Raw genomic sequence first — 18,025 nt, forward strand, 5'->3', positions numbered from 1 at the left:
ACCCACCGACACTCCAGTCCTGATATATGCAATCTGATCAGGAAATCTCATCCACAGTCTGTGTGTGGCCGATGGACCTCGCCATGCTGGGGAGGAGACCCACTCGCAGAGCTGACCCGGACGCAGTGATTCACGCTGGAAAACGTTTTCCGTCTCGGGTACTGTGGAGTCTGACGCTACAACCGCGAAAGAGTCAACGGCGACCCAGGGAGTTCGATGAGCCAGACCTCGACGACACATGCGACCGACACGGGCGCTCCTGACGCCGTCGCCGCCGCCGCCGCATCCGTCGCTGCCGAGCACGTCGCAGGGAGCCCGCCCGCGACGATCGCCAAGCCGCGCGTGATCCTCGTCGGCGCGAACGGCTTCGGCGCCGTGCACCTGCGCAACCTCGAGCGCCTGCGCGACAGCGTCGAGCTGGTGGCCCTCGCGGACCCGCACCGCGGGCCTGCCGACGGTTTCGGCTCGGAGGTGCCGCTGCATCCGTCGCTCGACGATGCCCTGCGAGCGACGGAAGCAGCCGGCATCCGGGCCGATATCGTCATCGTCGCCACCCCCATCGGCACCCACGCCGACCTCGCGGAGACAGCCATGCGGGCCGGGGCCGACGTCTACGTCGAGAAGCCGCCTGTCGCCAGCATGGCCGACTTCGAGCGGGTGCTGAGAGTTCAGGAGGAGACCGGGCGCGCCGTGCAGGTGGGCTTCCAGAGCCTGGGCTCGCACGCGCTCGACGCCATCGCCGCGCACGGTGCCGTCTGGTCTGTGGCCGCGCACGCGACCTGGCTGCGCGACCGCGCCTACTGGGGCCGTTCGCCGTGGGCCGGCAAGCGCGTCGTCGACGGCAGGCCGATGATCGACGGCGTCGCCACCAACCCGCTCGCCCACGCCGTGGCCACGGCCCTGCGCATCGCCGGCGCCCGTCGGCGGGAGGATGTCGCGAGCGTCGAGGTCGAGCTCTACCGTGCGAACGACATCGAGGCCGACGACACCACCAGCCTGCGGGTGAGGCTCGCGAGCGGCGAGGTGGTGAGCGCAGCGCTCACGCTCTGCGCCGCCGAGCAGCACGATCCGGAGCTCTCGGTGCGCACCGATGCCGGTGAGTTGACGTTCTGGTACACCCGCGACGAGCTTGCGGGGGCGGATCCCGTTCCGGATGCCGTTGACGGAGCTGCGGCATCCGGCAGCGCAGCATCCGTCACGCACGGCCGCACCGACCTGTTCGAGAACCTGCTCGCCCACCGCGCGACTGGGCGCCCGCTGCTGTCGTCGCTCGTCGACGCCGGTGCCTATATGGAAGTGCTCGAGGCCATTCGTACGCACGAGGAACCCGTCGCCATCGACCCGGCCTTCATCACCTGGCAGGGCGAGGGCGATGCCGCGCATCCGGTGGTCGACGACGTCGGCTGGTGGGTGCAGCGCACTGCCGCGGCCGGCGCGCTGTTCAGCGAGATGCACGTGCCCTGGGCCATCGAGGCACCGGCAGGTCGGCAGGAGCCCGTTGTGGTGAAAGCGCCGGCTGGAGCGGCATCCGCGGCCCCGATCGCCATCTGGAACGACGGGACGACGGTCACTCCGACCTCGTCGCCGCGTCAGTTCCTGCATCCGATCATGACGCCGGCGGGCGTCGTCGTGAGCGACGCGCATCCCCGCGATCACGACTGGCATCTCGGGCTCTCGCTCGGTCTCCAGCACGTCGATGGACTGAACTTCTGGGGCGGCCGCACCTATCTGCGCGGTGCCGGGTACCAGTGGCTCGACGATCACGGACGCGTCGAGGCTCGCGAGGTCGTCATCGGCGACGGATCGCTGCGCACGACGTGCGACTGGGTCGGACCGGATGCGGCGACGCGGCTGCGCGAGAGGTTCGAGGTGCGATTCGAGGCGCTGCCCTCCCCGGGCACGTCGGGTGCCCTCGGTGGCCCGGGTGCCTCCGGTCTCGTCGCCTTCGCGCTGTCGTTCGAGCTCGCGAACGTCACCGAGCGCGTCATCAGCCTGGGGAGTCCCGGCAGCAACGGTCGCTCGGGCGGTGGCTACGGCGGACTGAGCTGGCGGCTGCCGGCCGCCGCCGAGGTGCGGGTGCGCACCGATGCTGCCTCCGGGGAGGCCGCCTGTCACGGATCGGTGGCCCCGTGGATCGCGTGGAGCGCTGCCTTCGCCGACGGCACGGCCACGGTCGCTCTCGCCGGAGCCGACGAGGTCACCCGGGCGGATCCGTGGTTCGTGCGCGTCGCCGACTATCCGGGCATCGGCTCGGCTCTCGCCTGGGACGCCGAGGTGGTCCTGCAGCCGGGCGAATTCGTCGCGCGCAGCTTCCGCGGGCTCATCGCCGACGGGGCACTCGCCGACGATCGCGTCGCCGAGCTGCTGCGCCCGTGAGTCTCGGCGACGACGGGAGCGAACTCGCCGTCAAGCACGATCGCGTGCGTGCAATCCTGCAGGAGCGCGGTGCCGCCAGCGTGCTGCTCGAGTCGCACGCCGCCGTGGCCTGGCTGCTCGGGGGCGCTCGTGTTCACGTGAGCCTGGCGGCGCCGCCGATCGTGGCCGTGCGCGTCGATGCGGCATCCGTCACGGTCTTCGCCACGTCCAATGAAGCTCATCGGCTGCGTGCGGAGGAACTGCCGGCCGGCGTCGCGCTCGTCGAGCGCGACTGGTTCGAGGCCGTGTCGTTCGCGCCGGCGACTGAGGGTTCGGATGCCGCCCTGCGCGAGCACGAGGTCGAGGTCGAGCTGCGGGCGGCGCGGCGGGCGCTGCTCCCCGTGGAGCAGCAGCGCTACCGGGAGCTCGGCGCCGATGCGGCCGTGGCGCTCGGCGACGTGCTGCGGGCGGCCAGGCCCGCCGACACCGAGCGCTCCGTCGCGGCTCGCCTCGCCGCTCGGCTGATCGAGGTCGGTGCCGATCCGGTGGTGCTGCTGGTCGCCGGGGCGTCGCGGCTGGCGGAGCGGCATCCGTTGCCGACCGATGCCGCCATCGGACGTCGCGCCATGGCCGTGGTCTGCGCTCGCCGGCACGGGCTGATCGCGAACGTCACCCGGTGGGTGCGGTTCGGGGCGGCGTCCCCGTCGGAGCTCGACGCCGAGAGGCGCATCCTCGAGGTGGAGGCCGACGGCTTCGACGCGCTGCGGCGCCGCACGGGACTCGCCGACGTGCTGAATGCGGTCACCGCGGCGTACCCGGCGCACGGCTTCGCGACGGACGAGTGGCTGCGCCACCACCAGGGCGGCGCAGCCGGCTACCACGGACGCGACCCGAGGTTGGCACCCGGCGTCGACGGGTCGATCGAACTCGGCCAGGCGTTCGCGCTCAACCCGAGTGCGCCGGGCGTGAAGGTCGAGGACACCGTGCTGCTGGCTCCGGATGCCGCCGGCGGAGTCGCGATCGAGGTGTTGACGTGCGACCCGGCGTGGCCGACGATCGCGGTGCGCGGAGTCGAGCGCCCGGTGACGCTGGAGCGCTGAGCGGGCTGCGCCCGTCCAGTTGCCTCTCGCTGCGCGCCCGGGCCTCTGCCGGCGGGGTCAGCCGGCGGCCAGCAGCAGGGTGCCGTCGACGCGACGGGGCGCCGCGGCGAGGTTCGCGTCGCGCAGCGGTGCGGGAAGGAGCGCATCCGGGGCGTCCTGGAAGGCGATCGGGCGCAGGAACCGGCGGATGGCGCTGGCTCCGACCGAGGTGTGCAGTGAGGTCGTGGCCGGCCAGGGTCCGCCGTGGTGCTGCGACCAGGTGACGGCGACGCCGGTCGGCCAGCCCGCGAACAGCACACGACCCGCCACCTGCGAGAGTCGCTCGACGAGGGATGCCACCTCCTCGCCGGGCTCGGAGTGCAGCGTCGCGGTCAGGGATCCGCCGAGGGCGCCGAGAGCCGCGAACAGCTCGGCCTCGTCGGCGTATTCGACCAGCAGCGTCACCGGACCGAAGCACTCCTCGAGGAGAGTGTCGGGGCGGGTGGCGACGGCGCGCGCATCGGTGCGGAGCACGACGGGCTGCGGAGCATCGGTGTCGGAGTCGATCGCGCCGACCACGATCGTCACCGAGTCGTCGGCGGCGAGGGCGGCGAGGCCGACGGGGAACGCCGACGCGATGCGGTCGGTCAGCAGGCGCCCTGTCGTCGCCGGGCCGACGGCGGCCGCGAGGTCGTCGGCGAAGGCCGTTCCCGTCGGCACGAACACGACGCCGGGCTTGGTGCAGAACTGCCCGGATCCCAGCGTGAACGACCCGGCGAGTCCCGTCGCCAGGGAGCCGCCGCGTGCTGCGATGGCGGCCGCCGTGATGACGACGGGATTGATCGAGCCCAGCTCGCCGTAAAAGGGGATGGGGTCGGGTCGGCCGGAGGCGAGGTCGAACAACGCCCGCCCGCCCGAGAGCGATCCGGTGAAGCCCGCTGCGGCGATCGCCGGATGCTGCACCAGCGCGTTGCCGGCCTCGCGGCCGACGACCAGGGCGAAGATGCCGTCGGGCGCGCCGGCCGTGGTGAGGGCATCCGTCACGATCTCGGCTGTGCGGACGGAGAGCCGCGGATGACCCGAGTGGGCCTTCACGATCACGGGGCATCCCGCCGCCAGGGCCGACGCCGTGTCGCCGCCGGCCACCGAGAACGCGAACGGGAAGTTCGACGCCGAGTAGACGGCGACGGGCCCGACCGCCGTGAGCATGCGGCGGATCTCCGGGCGTGGAGGCGTGGCGGAGGCATCCGCGTGGTCGACGGTGATCTCGCGCCAGGCTCCGTCGTCGACGACAGTGGCGAACAGGCGCAGCTGCTCGGTCGTGCGGGCGACCTCGCCGGTGAGTCGTACCGTGCCGAGGTGGGTCTCCTCGTCGGCGATCGCGACGAGTTCGGCGGCGTTCGCATCGAGCGCGTCGGCGACGGCACGCAGCCAGCCGGCACAATCGGCGTCGGCTGAAGCACGTACCAGCGGTGCTGCAGCCGCGGCCGCAGCAGCAACAGCGTCGAGAGTGGCGGCATCCGTCGACGCGGATGGCGACGAAGCGGACGCGTGCGCGGTGAGGACAGCGGAGTCGGTCATGAGGTGAAGCCTTCCGTGAAGAGGAGCCCGAGGCCGGGGGAGCCGGTCTGGGTGAGGCGGGAGTTCGCGATGCGCACGGGGCTCGGTCCGCTGAGCGCGCCGAGTTCGCCGAAGCCGGCGTCCTCCACGTCTTCGACCATCACGGCGCCGGCCGCAGCGTCGCCGTCGAGGGTGAGCGCCAGCTGCCCCGAGAGCTCGGGCAGCAGGTGCGGATGGAGTGGAACGCCGTGATCGCGCGCGATGGCGGCGATGCGGCGGAACGGCGTGATGCCGCCGACCCGCACGATGTTGGGCTGCACCACGCCGGCCGCACCGCTCTGCAGGAACTCCTCGAAGCGCTGCCGGGTGTGCAGGTTCTCGCCGACGGCGATCGGCACGGCCGTGCGCTCGGCGAGGGCGATGTGTCCGGGCAGGTCCTCGGCGCGGAGCGGCTCCTCGATCCACGCGGGGTCGAAGGCCTCGAGCTCCCGCATGGCCGCGGTCGCGCGCTCGAGGTCCCAGCGCTGGTTCGCGTCGATCATCAGGCGGCGGTCGTCGCCGAGCAGCGCGCGTACGGCGCGCACCCGCTCCACGTCTTCGGCCACGGAGGGCCGGCCCACCTTGATCTTCACGGCGTCGTGGCCGGCATCGATCCAGCGCTGCACCTGGGCGAGGAGCTCGTCGGTGGAGTAGTGCAGGTTCACTCCGCTGCCGTAGACCTCGACACTCTGTCGACGGATGCCGATCTCATCGGCGATCGAGCATCCGTTCGCCCGAGCGCGCGCGTCCCAGAGGGCGAGGTCGAGTCCGGCGATGGCGATGGTCGTGAGCCCGCCGCCGCCGGCCTCGTGGAGGTGCTCCCACACGCTCTGCCAGATCGCCTCGGGGTCGCCGTCGCGCCCGATGGCCGTGCGCCAGATGTCGTGCTGCAGCAGGGCGAGCACGGCCTCGGCACCGATCGTCGGCGTCCAGCTGAAGCCGAACCCGACAGCGCCGTCGTCGAGCTCGACCCGGGTGGGCAGCACTGCCACGCTGGTGACGTCGGCGCCCCACGGCCGGCGCAGCGGGATGCGAACCAGTCGTGACTCGAGTGAACTGACGCGGCTCACAGCAGTGCGCGCCCGGCCTCGATGATCGCCGTGAGGCGTTGCTCCTGCTCGGTGCTCGGGTCGACGAGTGGCGCCCGCACCGATCCGACGGGGAGCCCGCCGAGACGGAGGCCGGCCTTCACGAGCGAGACGCCGAATCCCGGGGTCTCGTCGCGCAGGTCGACGAGCGGGCTGTAGAAGCCGTCGAGGAGGGCGAGGCGGCGCGCTTCGTCGCCGTCGACGTACGCCCGGTAGTAGGCGTTGGCGATCTCGGGCACGAAGGCGAAGGCCGCCGACGAGTAGAGCGGGATGCCGAGGCCGCGGTAGGCGCCCTGCGAGAGTTCGGCCGTCAGCAGGCCGTTGAAGAACCTGAAGTCGTCGCGACCCGTGGCGGCGACGGCCCGCACGATCTGCAGGGCGACCCCGACGTCGCCGGTGCCGTCCTTGAAGCCGATCACGCGGCTGTCGGCGGCGAGGTGCGCGACGGTGGCCGGTGCGTACTGGGCCGAACCGCGGTGGTAGATGATCACGGGGAGATCGGATGCCTCGGCGATGGCCTCGACATAGGCGATCAGTCCGTTCTGGGTGCCCGAGACGAGGTAGGGCGGCAGCACGAGCAGGGCCTCGGCGCCAGCATCCTTCGCCGCGCGACCCGCCTCCAGGGCGTGGCCGAGCGCTCCGCCGCTGCCGGCGACCACGGGTACGGCCCCGCCCACCTGCTCGACCGTCGTCGACACCACCGTGGCGACCTCGCTCAGCGAGAGGGCGTGGTACTCGCCGGTGCCGCAGGCCGGGAAGACTCCGCCGGCGCCGTGCCGCACGCCGGTCGCCACGTGTTCGGCGAGAACGCCGGTGTCGACGCGGCCCCGGCCGTCGAAGGGGGTGACGGGGAAGAACAGGATTCCGTCGAAGTTCATGCGTTGCTCCTCGAGAGGGTGGTGTCGGTCGGGATGTCGGCGAGCTCGCAGCGCCAGGAGTACTGCGGGCGCCAGCCGAGCAGCTCGCGCGCCTTCGCGCTCGAGAACGCCGGCTGCGTGCCGGTGAGTCCGGATGCGAGGGCTTCACTGCCCGGCACGAAGCGAGGGAGCAGTTCGGCGAGCGGATGCCGGGCCAGGGCGTCGTCGGCGCCCACGAAGAAGGTCTCGGCGTTCTGGATGTCGCCCAGCCTCTCGAGCAGCACCGCGACGAAGCGCGAGACGTCGCGGGCGTCGACGTAGTTGAACAGCGCCGGCGCCGAGAGGGCGGGGTCGTCGAGGCGTTCGCGCACTGTGTGCCCCTGTTGGGTCGGCGCCCCCTCCCACTCCTCGGGCGCGATGACGAAGCATGGCCGGAACGCGGCGAACCGCACGCTGTCACCGGTGCCGCGGGCGAGCATGCGCATGCTCTCCTCGGCCACGAGCTTCGAGACCCCATAGGCGTGCCAGGGCCGCGGCGGAGTGCTCTCATCGAGCGGGAATGACGGCGGCAGCCAGCCGTTCGGCGCCCCGTAGCCGAGCACGGTCGGGCTGCTCGCGACGGCGATGCGTTGCACGCCGGCCGAGATCGCCGCCTCCATCACGCCGAAGGCCAGTGCCGTGTTGGTCGCCAGGATGGTGCGTTCCGGTGCGCTGAACGGCACGGCGATCGCCGCCAGGTGCACGACGGCATCCGGGCGGAGGCGAGCGAACAACTCGGCCGTGGCTGCGGGGTCGGTGAGGTCGACCGCGAGCTGGTCGACGTCGAGGCCGGATGCCGCAGCCCGGTCGACCGAGACGACGTCGTGGCCGGCATCCGTCAGCCCCGCGATGACGCTGCGACCGAGACGGCCGGAGCCGCCGGTGACGACGGTGGTCATCGGGCGCCCGCAGTCGCGCCGGCGGTCGATTCCGCCACGGATGTGGCCGCCGATGCGGCCGCCGCCGCGTCGAGCGCCGGATGCCCGATCGCGAGCTCTGAGATGTGGACGGGCGACCCCGTCGCCAGCGAGATGTTCGCCGCGATGCCGACCGAGACCGAACGCAGGCCGTCGGTGTAGTCGGACGGGCGGCCGAGCGGGTCGTCCGACGGGCCGCGGAACACGTCGGCGAGCAGCAGCGCGTCGCCGCCCCCGTGGGCGCCGTCGCCGTTCTCGATCGGCACCTCGCGGGCGAGTCCCCAGTGGTTCTGCACGATGAGGCGCTCGCCGCTTGGGCGGAGCGCGGCGCCAACAGAACCACCGGCGGCGGCATCCGCCCGGGGATCCTTCTGCGCACTCGGATCGAGCACGAGAGCGCCGTCGTCGCCCACCGTGACGGCACCACGCTCGACCACCTCGAGTTCGGCGCGGCCCTTCGTGCCGTTGACGGCCACGCGATAGCCCTCCCACGGAGCGTGAGCGTTGAGGGCGTAGCTCAGGGTGGCGCCGGAGTCGTAGTCGGCGATCACGGCGATGTTGTCCTCGATGGTGATGCCGGCGTCGAAGACGTCGCGGTCGCGCAGGTAGCCGTCGTGGTTCTCGGCGTCGAGGTAGAGGGCGCGCAGTCGCTCGTCGTCGCGCAGGTCGAGCTCGAAGGGATCGTGGGCTCCGTCGTGGGTGCCGCGTGGGTTGCGCTCCGGAAGATCGCGCCCGGCGATGTTCTCGGCGCCGTAGAAACGCAGGCCGCCCGAGGCGAAGACGCGGGTGGGGGTGGCGTCGATCCACCAGTTGACCAGGTCGAAGTGGTGCGAGGCCTTGTGCACGAGCAGTCCGCCCGAGTTGGCCTTCTCGCGGTGCCAGCGCCGGAAGTAGTCTGCGCCGTGCGCCGTGTCGAGCACCCACTCGAACGTGGCCGAGGTGACACGGCCGATCGCGCCCGAGCTGATGAGCTGCTTGAGGGCCGAGTTGCGCGGCGAGTACCGGTAGTTGAAGGTGACGACCACGCTGCGGCCGGTGCGCTCGGCCGCCTCGACGATGGCGCGGCATCCGTCGGCGTCGATCGTGAGCGGCTTCTCGACGACGACATCGGCTCCCGCCTCCAAGGCACGCACGATGAGGGCGGCGTGGGTCACGTCGGGGCTCGTGATGATGATGCGGTCGACGGATGCCTCGCTCACCATGCGCTCGAGGTCGTCGGGGTGCCAGCGGCTCGGCTCGGCCGCGCCGGCATCGCGCATGCGCGAGGCGTAGTACTCGATGCGCGTGGGGTTCGGATCGCTCAGTGCCACCAGTTCGGCGACGTCGCCATGCGCGCCGAGGATCGCGTCGACGTACATCTGTGCGCGGTGGCCGCTGCCCACGAGGGCGTATCGGAGGGTCGACATCGGTGTCATCACTCATTTCGCTGATCGGTTCCGGATGCAGGCCGCTGTGCCGCGGTCATCCAGAAAACGCTTTCCACGAGGCTAACACCCCGGAGAAAACGATTTCTAGAGCTAGGTTGGATCTCGATCGATCGACAGCCCTCGCGCGCGACGGGAGAAGCATGGGACGCATGACAGGCATCACCGGCATCGATGACGTCGCCCGCGCTGCCGGCGTCTCGGCGTCGACCGTGTCGCGCGTGATGAACGGCCGCGCCGGTGTCGACGCAGCCCTGGTCGAGCGGGTGCGAACCGCTGCCACGGCCCTCGGCTATCGCCCCAACCCTCTCGCCCGCAGCCTCGTGCTCGGACGCACCCAGACCATCGCCGTCGTGGTGCCCGACCTCGCCAACCCCACCTTCCAGGGCATGCTGCGCGGGGTCACTCTCGCAGCGGCACGCGACGGCTACAGGGTGCTGGTGGCCGACACGTCTGAGGACGTCGCCGCCGAGGAGGCCATCGTGCGCGAGACGCGCCGACGCTGCGACGCGGTCGTGCTCTGCTCGCCGCGGATGCCGACGGACGTGTTGACGGCCGCCGTCGCCGCGCTCGATCCCGTGGTCGTGATCAACCGCTCGGTGCCGGGCATCCCCGGTGTCTCGGCCGACTACCGCGCCGGCATCGTCGACCTGCTCGAGCACCTGGCCGCCCTCGGTCACCGGAGGCTGGTCTACGTCGCCGGGTCGCCGTCGAGTGCCTCGGATGCCGCACGTCGAGCCGGTGTCGCCGCGTTCGCGCAGGCGCGACCCGACGTGGAGGTGCGCACGGTGGAGGCCGGCGCCACCTTCGGCGACGGTGCAGCCGCGGCATCCGTCGTCATCGACAGTGGTGCGACGGGGGTTGTGGCGTTCAACGACCTCGTGGCGATGGGGCTGTTGGCTTCGCTCGCGGCGCGGGGCGTCGCCGTGCCCGCCGAGATGTCCGTCGTGGGCTTCGACGACATCCCGTTCGCGGCTTTCACGACGCCGGCGCTCACGACGGCGGCTGTGCCCGTGGGCGAGCTCGGGGAGCTGGCGTGGGGCAGGCTGGCCGCGCGCTTCGCGGGGGAGGAGCCTGAAGGCGACGTGGTGCTGAGACCCGAGCTTCGAGTGCGGGAGAGCTCGGGCCCTCCACCGGCCGCGGTCGGGCGAACCGCGCGCGCTGCGCGAACGGGGCGATCGTGAGCGGCGTGCTCGACGGCTACGAGGACTGGCCGGCGTACGTCGCGGCCGCCAGGGCCGCCCTCGTCGAGCGGTGTGCCGGAGAGTCGCGACTGTCGGCGGCGCTCGGACTGCCCCGCCCGGTCACCGCCCCCGACGTGCGGGTGATGGGGCGGGAGGCGCGGGACGGCCTCGAGTACACCGAGCTGCGCTGGAATCCCGGCTTCGGCCCCGACACGGCGGCCTGGCTGGTGGTGCCCCTCGATGCCGACGGCCCGCTGCCCGGAGTGCTCGCGCTGCACACGCACGGCGGCCAGAAGGTGATCGGTGCCGAACAGCTGGTCGATCTCGGACCGGCATCCGTCAACCCCACGCGAGCGATGGCCTTCCGAGCGACGTACCACGATGGCCTCGCGCCGGCAGCCGAACTGGCCCGGCGCGGCTTCGCCGTGCTCGTGCACGACGGCTTCCTGTGGGGGAGTCGGCGTTTCGCGGGGGATCGCCGCACCGCCACATCCGGTACTCCGGCCGGTGCGCCCGTCGCGCTCCATCTGCCGGCGCTGGCGCCGGCCCCGGGTGCCGTGGACGGGGGCGAGACAGCCGACGAGGCGGCCGCCGCCGATCGGCGCTCGGTTCAGCTCGAGCATCGCATCGCCAAGGCGGCCGGGGTGATCGGCACCAGCGTGGCCGGCACGGTGCTGCACGACGACCTGCAGGCTCTCGCGGTCCTGGCGGCGTCCGACAGCGTCGATCAGACGCGTCTCGGTGCGTTCGGATTCTCGGGAGGCGGCGCCAGGGCGCACCTGCTCGCTGCAGAGGCACCGAACGTGCGCGCCGTCGTGGTGAGCTGCATGATGACGACCTTCGCGGCGCTCGTGCCCGACCACATCGACCAGCACTCCTGGCTGCTGCTCACGCCGGGCCTGTCGCGGGTGACCGACTGGCCGGAGATCGGGAGGAACGGCGACGGCCCGAACGACGGGCAGCGGATGCTCGCCCAGTACGCGCTGCATGACCACCTCTTCACCGGTGACGGAATGCGAGCGGCCCACGACATCCTGACCGCACGGATGCCGCTCTACACCGGCTCTTTCCACGAGAAGACGCACGTGTTCGACGCCGAGATGCAGGACGAGGCCTGGCGGTTCCTCGCCGACAGTCTCCGCGCCTAGAGCCGGGAATGCGCTTTCCGACTAGAATGGATCGATGATCGGCGCGGAGGTCTGATCAGCGCGGACGAGAGGAATGCCGAGCGATGACAATGGTCGTCTTCGCCCCCGACTCGTTCAAGGGCACGCTCGGCGCAGCGGATGCCGCCAAGGCCCTGGCGGACGGCTGGGCCTCGGTTCGTCCGGCGGACGAGCTGCGCCTCGTACCCATGGCCGACGGCGGTGAGGGAACCCTCGACGCCTTCGAGCTCGCCGTGGCCGGGGCTCGGCGCGTGCCGGTGACCGTCGACGGACCCGATGGCCGACCCGTCACCGCATCGTGGCTGTGGCTGCCTGCCGCTGCCGGGCACGGTCCCACGGCGGTCGTGGAGCTCGCGAGCACCTCGGGGATCACGCTGCTCGATCCGCTGCTGCCGTTCGATGCCCACAGTGTCGGCTTCGGCCAGGCCATCGCCGCCGCGCTCGACGCCGGCGTCGACCGCCTGCTCCTCGCCCTCGGGGGCAGTTCGTCGACGGATGGCGGCGCCGGCGCTCTCGCAGCGCTCGGCCTCCAGCTCAGCGATGCGGCTGGGCGCCCGATCCGGGTCGGGAATCGCGGCCTCGCCAACCTGGCGGCGATCGACGCCTCCGCCCTGCGACCCCTGCCCCCTGGTGGCGCCGTCATCCTCAGCGACGTCGACAATCCGCTGCTGGGCGAGCGCGGCGCTGCGGCCGTGTTCGGTCCGCAGAAGGGGGCGACCCCATCGCAGGTCGAGGGTCTCGAACGGGGCCTGGCTCGCTGGGCGTCGCAGGTTGCGATCTCCACCCTGCCCGTGCGAGCGGATGCCCCCACTCCGGGCGCGGGTGCAGCCGGCGGCACCGGGTTCGGCCTGCTCGCCTGGGGCGCGACCATCGCGCCGGGCGCTGCAGCGGTGGGGGCGGCACTGGGGTTGCCCGCGGCTCTGGCGGGGGCATCCGTCGTCATCACGGGCGAAGGCCGGTTCGACCACCAGTCGCTGGCGGGCAAGGTGCCGTCGTACGTGCTGGATGCCGCGGGCGTGGCCTCGAGCTCCCTCGGTGGCCGGCCGCCGATCGCGGTGGCCCTGGTGGCCGGGGCGATCGAGGCTGATGCCACGGTGTTCGCGGCTTCCGTCTCGCTCACCGACCTCGCCGGCGACAGTGCGGCGGCACGCACTGATCCGTCCCGATGGCTGCGGGAGGCCGGCGCCAGGCTCGCGCGCACCCTCGCCGGGTGAGGACCGTTTCCGCACGCGGTCTGTTGCTCGGAGTGTCAGCGGCGCCATAATCTCCGCATGACCGAGACCTCTGCAGTCCCGACCCCGCGTCAGTCCGCCTCCGCGACGGCTGCCGCCGCGCCGGTCGTCGCCCGTTCCGCCGGCGGCCTGCCGGGCTGGATCGCGGTGTGGTTCCTCATCTCCTGCATCATCCAGATCTACGACGCCCTGTTCGTGCTGACGAAACCGTTGTCGGATGCCGGCCACACCCTCGGCTGGTTCTGGCCCGGGCACCACCTCTATGCCGAATACGACCACAGGTACGCAGCCTTCGACGCCTTCGGCAGCGCGCAGAGCTGGCTCAACATCGTCGAGGCCGCGGTGCTGATCATCGCGCTCGTCTACCGGCGTCGCTGGAGCGGCGTGGTGATCGGGCTGATCGTGAGCGTCGCCACCTTCTGGAAGACGGTGCTCTACTTCGGCGTCGAGATGTGCAGCAACCTCGAGTACACCAGGCACGTGCTCGACTCCGGAGACGCGAAGGGCTTCCTCGCCATCGTGATCGCGCCGAACGCGGTGTGGATCGTCGTGCCCGCCATCGTGATCGTGGTGCTCGGGCGCCGCGTGTGGCGTGTGGGTGCGGCTCTCGCGCCGGCCGGCTGAGCGCTGCGCGGCTGAGTGCTGGGCGGCTGAGCGTCGGGCCTGGCGCCCGCGATCCGTGTCGGCGCGGGCATCCGTTCGCCAGTTCTGGCCGTCTCCGCGGCGGGGGAGCGGCCGAACGTGGCGAGTGAGCACGCGGCGAGCGGCCGAACGTGGCGACTGAGCACGCGGCGAGCGGCCGAATGTGGCGAGTGGATGCCCGTCTAGCGACGCGCAGTTGTTCTAGCGAAAATAGAATAAGCTGGGCCTATGATCATCCGCATCGATCCGGCTTCGGCTGTTCCGCTCTTCGAGCAGATCGTACGCGCGGTGCGGTCCGAGATCCTCGGTGTGAGGCTCGTGGCCGGTGAGCGGCTGCCGTCGGCGCGGGAGCTCGCGACCTCCCTCGACATCAATCTCCACACAGTGCTGCGGGCCTATCAGGAGCTCCGCGACGAGGGGCTCATCGAGCTGCGTCGAGGTCGCGGCGCCGTGGTCATCGGCGGGCCCGACCTCGGGGTCGTGCAGCGGATCATCGCCGAACTCGGCAGCGAGGCCCGTTCGCGCGGCCTCGCCTCGGACACTGTGATCGCCCTGGTCAGAGAGGAGCTCAATCGATGAGCAACCCCGGCAACCCCAGCCCCCGCAACGTCACCCCCGCGTCGACGGCCGCCGTCGACAGGGAGAAGCGCTCGGAGCGACGCGTCATCGTGCTCGTCGGTCTCGTTCTGCCGCTCGTCGTCATCGCTGCATCCGTCGCCCTGATGATTTCGTGGCTGCCGCGCCTTCCCGATCCCGTGGCCACGCACTGGGGCCCGAGCGGCGAGCCCGATGGCTTCGGCAGCCCGTGGACGGCCATCGGCCTACTCGCTGGCATCGGAGTCACGTTCTCGCTGTTGATGACGTACACGGCTCTGCGCGCCGTCGCGCGTGGAGCCGCCCCGTCATCGGTTCGGTTGACCGTGGTGTTCTCGCCCGTGTTCGCGGTGCTGCTGAGCGTGATCATCGCCGGAACGCTCGGAATGCAGGTCGACCTCGATGACGCCACGGAGGCCGGCGGCGTCTTCTGGATCTTCGCGGCCGCGGTGATTGCCGCGGCAGTCACCGGCCTGCTGGTGTGGCTCGTGCTCCCGTCCCGCGGATCGAACCCGCCGACTCCGACGCCCGAGCCGGCTGTCGCCCTCGAGCCCGGGGAGCGGGCCGTGTGGACGCGTACGGTCTCGGCGCCGCGCCCCGTCCTCACCGTGCCCATCGCGGTCGGCGCACTCGGCCTCGTGCCGGTCTTCCTCGACCCCGAGATGTGGTGGTCGAGCGCGCTGCTCGTCCTGCTCGCCGCCGTGATCGCACTCCTGCTCGTGGCCAGGGTCACCGTCGACGCGTCCGGGCTGGCCGTGCGGTCGCTGCTCGGATTCCGGATGCTGCGCGTGAGGCTGGCGGACGTCGTGTCCGCCGCGGCGGTCGAGGTCGATCCGCTGGCCGAGTTCGGCGGATGGGGCATCCGGTTCGACTCCCGAGGTCGTCGTGGGGTCGTGCTCGCAGAGGGCCCGGCCATCCAGGTGGAGCGGTCCTCCGGAGGACCGATCGTGGTCACCGTCGACGACGCACTGACCGGAGCGGCGCTGCTCAACGGGCTGGTGGCGTGCGCTCGCTGATGGGCGCTTCGGCTGCGTCCGGGCCTCAGCGAGCTGCAGCAGCCGCCGCGTACTGCTCCCGGATGACCGGGCGCGTGTCGAGTGGCAACTCCGCCTCGATCGCGAGCGGCCAGGTCGGACGCGCTCCCGTGAGTGCCCACGCCGCCTGCCGGGCGGCGCCATCCGCCACGTACTCGCCGGCAGTCGGCACCACGACGGGCACGTCGAAGACCTGGGCGGCGACAGTCCGCACGCCGGGGTTCTGGGCGGCGCCGCCGATGAGCAGCAGCCGGTCGGCCGTCACGCCCTGGCCGCGCACGGCATCCAGGCCGTCGGCGAGTCCGCACAGCATGCCCTCGATGGCCGCGCGGGCCAGCGACGGCCGGGTCGTGCTGGCGAGGGTGAGGCCGGAGAACGTCGCGGTGGCGTCAGGCAGGTTGGGCGTGCGCTCGCCCTCGAAGTAGGGAACGAGCACGGCTCCGGATGCCGCGGGCTCAGCCTCGAGCGCCAGCCGGCCGAGTTCGGCGTGCGAGACGCCGAGCACTCCCGCGACGGCATCGAGCACGCGCGCCGCGTTGAGCGTGGCGATCAGGGGGAGGGCGTTGCCGCTGGCGTCGGCGAAGCCCGCGACGGTGCCTGACACGTCAGCGGTCGGGGCATCCGTCACGGCGAAGACGGTGCCCGACGTGCCGATCGAGACGACGACGTCGCCCGGCTGAGCGTCGAGGCCGAGGGCTGCAGCGGCGTTGTCGCCGGCGCCGGCGCCCACGACGATGCCGTCAGGCGTCTGGCCGGCGCGCTCGGAGGGGCCGAGAACCCGGGGGAGCACGGCATCGTGGCCGAGCGCGCGCACGAAGAGTTCCCGGTCGTACTCGCCTGTCGCGGCGCTCCAGTACGCGGTGCCGCTGGCATCCGACCGGTCCGTCGTCAGCTCCTCGAGCACGGGGCCGAGCGGCGACTCCCCGACGGGTCCGTAGCCGCGCAGTCGCCACGTGAGCCAGTCGTGGGGGAGGGCGACGGCGGCGACGCGGGCCGCGGCGTCGGGCTCGGCATCCCGCAGCCAGCGCAGCTTGGTCGCGGTGAAGGAGGCGACGGGGACGACACCCGCGCGTCGCGCGTACTCGTCGGCGCCCACCTCGGCGATGAGGTCGAGTGCTGCCTGCGCCGAGCGGGTGTCGTTCCAGAGCAGGGCATCCCTGATGACCCGGCCGTCGGCGTCCAGCACCACCATGCCGTGCTGCTGGCCGCCGATCGACACCGCCGCGACGCCGTCGAGGCCGCCCGCATCGGAGAACGCTGAGAGCAGGGCTCCCCACCAGGCGGCGGGGTCGACCTCGGTGCCGTCTGGATGCGGCGCCCGACCCGAACGCACGAGCGCCCCGGAGTCGGCGTCACGGATGACGACCTTGCAGGATTGGGTGGACGAGTCGACGCCGGCGACGAGAGTCATGGGTTTCCAGAGATCGAGGTGCCGCAACTCCGGAGTGGAGAGGCGTGTCGACCGATGCGTCGCGGATGCGCGACCTTCGACACGAGTCCACTCCGGAGTCGTGGCACTGCGGGATGGGGGATGGAGCGAGGGAGGACTAGCCGCGCGCGCCGAGCAGGTGCTCGGTGGCCAGCTGCTGCAGCCGCACGAAGCCGAAGCCCTTGCCGCCGAGGTAGGCGTCGGCGTCGAAATCCTCGTAGGAGGCGCGGTCGGCGAGCAGGTCGTCGTAGCTCTCACCGGCGCCGAGCGTCGGCTGGGCCAGCTCGGCAACGCGGGCGGCTGCCAGCGCCTCCTGCACCTCGGGGTCGGCGCGGAAGGCCGCGGCACGCTCCTTCAGCAGCAGGTAGGTGCGCATGTTCGCGGCGGCCGAGTCCCAGACGCCGTTCTCATCCTCGGTGCGGCTCGGCTTGTAGTCGAAGTGGCGCGGGCCGTTGTAGGAGGGGCCGCCGTTCGGGCCGCCGTTCTCGAGCAGGTCGACGAGGGCGAAGGCGTTGTGCAGGTCGCCGTGACCGAACACCAGGTCCTGGTCGTACTTGATGCCGCGCTGGCCGTTGAGGTCGATGTGGAACAACTTGTCGTGGTACAGCGCCTGGGCGATGCCGGCGGCGAAGTTGAGGCCGGCCATCTGCTCGTGTCCGACCTCGGGGTTGAGGCCGACCAGCTCGGGGCGCTCGAGCGAGCTGATGAAGGCCAGGGCGTGACCGAGGGTCGGCAGCAGGATGTCGCCGCGCGGCTCGTTCGGCTTGGGCTCGATGGCGAAACGGATGTCGTAGCCCTTGTCGGTGACGTAGTCGCCGAGCAGGTTCACGGCCTCGCGGTAGCGCTCGAGGGCCGAGCGGATGTCCTTGGCCGAGTCGTACTCCGCGCCCTCGCGGCCGCCCCACATGACGAAGGTCTTGGCGCCCAGCTCGGCGGCGAGGTCGAGGTTGCGCAGCACCTTGCGGAGCGCGAAGCGGCGCACGGCGCGATCGTTGGAGGTGAAGCCGCCGTCCTTGAAGACCGGCGCGCTGAACAGGTTGGTGGTGACCATCGGCACGATGAGGCCGGTGTCGGCGAGCACCTGCTTGAGGCGGTCGATCTGGGTCTGGCGTTCGGCATCCGTCGACCCGAAGGCGAACAGGTCGTCGTCGTGGAAGGTGAGGCCGTAGGCGCCGAGCTCGGAGAGCTTCTCGACGGCGTGCACCACGTCGAGCGGGTTGCGGGTGGGGCCGCCGAACGGGTCGGTGCCGTTGTAGCCGATGGTCCAGAGGCCGAAGGAGAACTTGTCGGCGCGTGTGGGGGTGGTCATGGGGTCGCTCCTCGATGAACGGAATTGTTGTTAAGCACAACCTATAACGACGGATGCGACGACGCAAGTGCGCTCGA

Annotated in this window: 15 protein-coding genes; 8 read left to right on the top strand and 7 right to left on the bottom strand. The window is 71.8% G+C overall.

Annotated elements, in window-relative coordinates:
• The first annotated feature begins 216 nt into the window (after positions 1-216).
• The gene (locus ASF30_RS18855) at positions 217-2,376 is read left to right on the top strand and encodes a DUF6807 family protein (protein ID WP_055910270.1); all 2,160 of its coding nucleotides are present in this window, start codon (positions 217-219) and stop codon (positions 2,374-2,376) included.
• Entirely contained in the window at positions 2,373-3,455 is a 1,083-nt protein-coding gene (locus ASF30_RS18860; protein ID WP_055910273.1) for a M24 family metallopeptidase, read from the top strand. Before ASF30_RS18855 ends, ASF30_RS18860 begins: the two co-directional genes overlap by 4 nt.
• Positions 3,456-3,512: 57 nt before the next feature.
• On the opposite strand, the gene ASF30_RS18865 is transcribed toward ASF30_RS18860, so the two are convergent.
• Genes ASF30_RS18865 through ASF30_RS18885 form a run of 5 tightly spaced genes read right to left on the bottom strand, consistent with a single transcriptional unit; the run spans position 3,513 to position 9,340 of the window.
• A complete protein-coding gene (locus ASF30_RS18865; protein ID WP_055910276.1) occupies positions 3,513-5,015 on the bottom strand; it encodes an aldehyde dehydrogenase (NADP(+)) in 1,503 nt (500 codons plus the stop codon).
• Positions 5,012-6,103 carry a mandelate racemase/muconate lactonizing enzyme family protein gene (locus ASF30_RS18870; RefSeq protein ID WP_055910279.1) on the bottom strand — a complete coding sequence of 364 codons (1,092 nt, stop codon included), beginning with the start codon at positions 6,101-6,103 and terminating at the stop codon, positions 5,012-5,014. The genes ASF30_RS18865 and ASF30_RS18870 overlap by 4 nt, the downstream gene beginning before the upstream one ends.
• The gene (locus ASF30_RS18875) at positions 6,100-6,999 is read right to left on the bottom strand and encodes a 5-dehydro-4-deoxyglucarate dehydratase (protein WP_055910281.1); all 900 of its coding nucleotides are present in this window, start codon (positions 6,997-6,999) and stop codon (positions 6,100-6,102) included. Before ASF30_RS18875 ends, ASF30_RS18870 begins: the two co-directional genes overlap by 4 nt.
• The gene (locus ASF30_RS18880) at positions 6,996-7,916 is read right to left on the bottom strand and encodes an NAD-dependent epimerase/dehydratase family protein (protein WP_055910284.1); all 921 of its coding nucleotides are present in this window, start codon (positions 7,914-7,916) and stop codon (positions 6,996-6,998) included. The genes ASF30_RS18875 and ASF30_RS18880 overlap by 4 nt, the downstream gene beginning before the upstream one ends.
• Positions 7,913-9,340 (bottom strand): Gfo/Idh/MocA family protein, encoded by a 1,428-nt coding sequence (locus ASF30_RS18885; protein WP_157497499.1) that lies wholly within the window; start codon positions 9,338-9,340, stop codon positions 7,913-7,915. Before ASF30_RS18885 ends, ASF30_RS18880 begins: the two co-directional genes overlap by 4 nt.
• 170 nt (positions 9,341-9,510) lie before the next feature.
• On the opposite strand from ASF30_RS18885, the gene ASF30_RS18890 reads away from it, so the two are divergent.
• The 6 genes from ASF30_RS18890 to ASF30_RS18915 all read left to right on the top strand — a co-directional run bounded on the left by ASF30_RS18890 (position 9,511) and on the right by ASF30_RS18915 (position 15,192).
• Positions 9,511-10,542 carry a LacI family DNA-binding transcriptional regulator gene (locus tag ASF30_RS18890; RefSeq protein ID WP_157497501.1) on the top strand — a complete coding sequence of 344 codons (1,032 nt, stop codon included), beginning with the start codon at positions 9,511-9,513 and terminating at the stop codon, positions 10,540-10,542.
• Complete coding sequence (locus ASF30_RS18895; protein ID WP_055910290.1) at positions 10,539-11,690, top strand: hypothetical protein; 1,152 nt, start codon at positions 10,539-10,541, stop codon at positions 11,688-11,690. Before ASF30_RS18890 ends, ASF30_RS18895 begins: the two co-directional genes overlap by 4 nt.
• An 83-nt stretch (positions 11,691-11,773) precedes the next feature.
• The gene (locus ASF30_RS18900) at positions 11,774-12,922 is read left to right on the top strand and encodes a glycerate kinase (protein WP_055910291.1); all 1,149 of its coding nucleotides are present in this window, start codon (positions 11,774-11,776) and stop codon (positions 12,920-12,922) included.
• Positions 12,923-12,979: 57 nt separating this feature from the next.
• Positions 12,980-13,564 carry a hypothetical protein gene (locus ASF30_RS18905; RefSeq protein ID WP_082468069.1) on the top strand — a complete coding sequence of 195 codons (585 nt, stop codon included), beginning with the start codon at positions 12,980-12,982 and terminating at the stop codon, positions 13,562-13,564.
• A 246-nt stretch (positions 13,565-13,810) separates the two neighbouring features.
• On the top strand, positions 13,811-14,161 hold the full coding sequence (locus ASF30_RS18910) for a GntR family transcriptional regulator (RefSeq protein WP_055910294.1): 351 nt from the start codon (positions 13,811-13,813) through the stop codon (positions 14,159-14,161).
• Positions 14,158-15,192 (top strand): DUF1648 domain-containing protein, encoded by a 1,035-nt coding sequence (locus ASF30_RS18915; protein ID WP_055910296.1) that lies wholly within the window; start codon positions 14,158-14,160, stop codon positions 15,190-15,192. The genes ASF30_RS18910 and ASF30_RS18915 overlap by 4 nt, the downstream gene beginning before the upstream one ends.
• 25 nt (positions 15,193-15,217) lie before the next feature.
• Here ASF30_RS18915 and xylB read toward each other — a convergent pair whose 3' ends face one another.
• Both xylB and xylA read right to left on the bottom strand, forming a co-directional pair.
• Entirely contained in the window at positions 15,218-16,621 is a 1,404-nt protein-coding gene (xylB, locus tag ASF30_RS18920; protein WP_055910298.1) for a xylulokinase, read from the bottom strand.
• Positions 16,622-16,757: 136 nt separating this feature from the next.
• Positions 16,758-17,948, bottom strand: coding sequence for a xylose isomerase (gene xylA / locus ASF30_RS18925; RefSeq protein WP_055910301.1), 1,191 nt, complete (start codon positions 17,946-17,948; stop codon positions 16,758-16,760).
• Positions 17,949-18,025 lie beyond the last annotated feature (77 nt).

The organism is Leifsonia sp. Leaf264 (assembly GCF_001422325.1).
Classification (GTDB): domain Bacteria; phylum Actinomycetota; class Actinomycetes; order Actinomycetales; family Microbacteriaceae; genus Orlajensenia.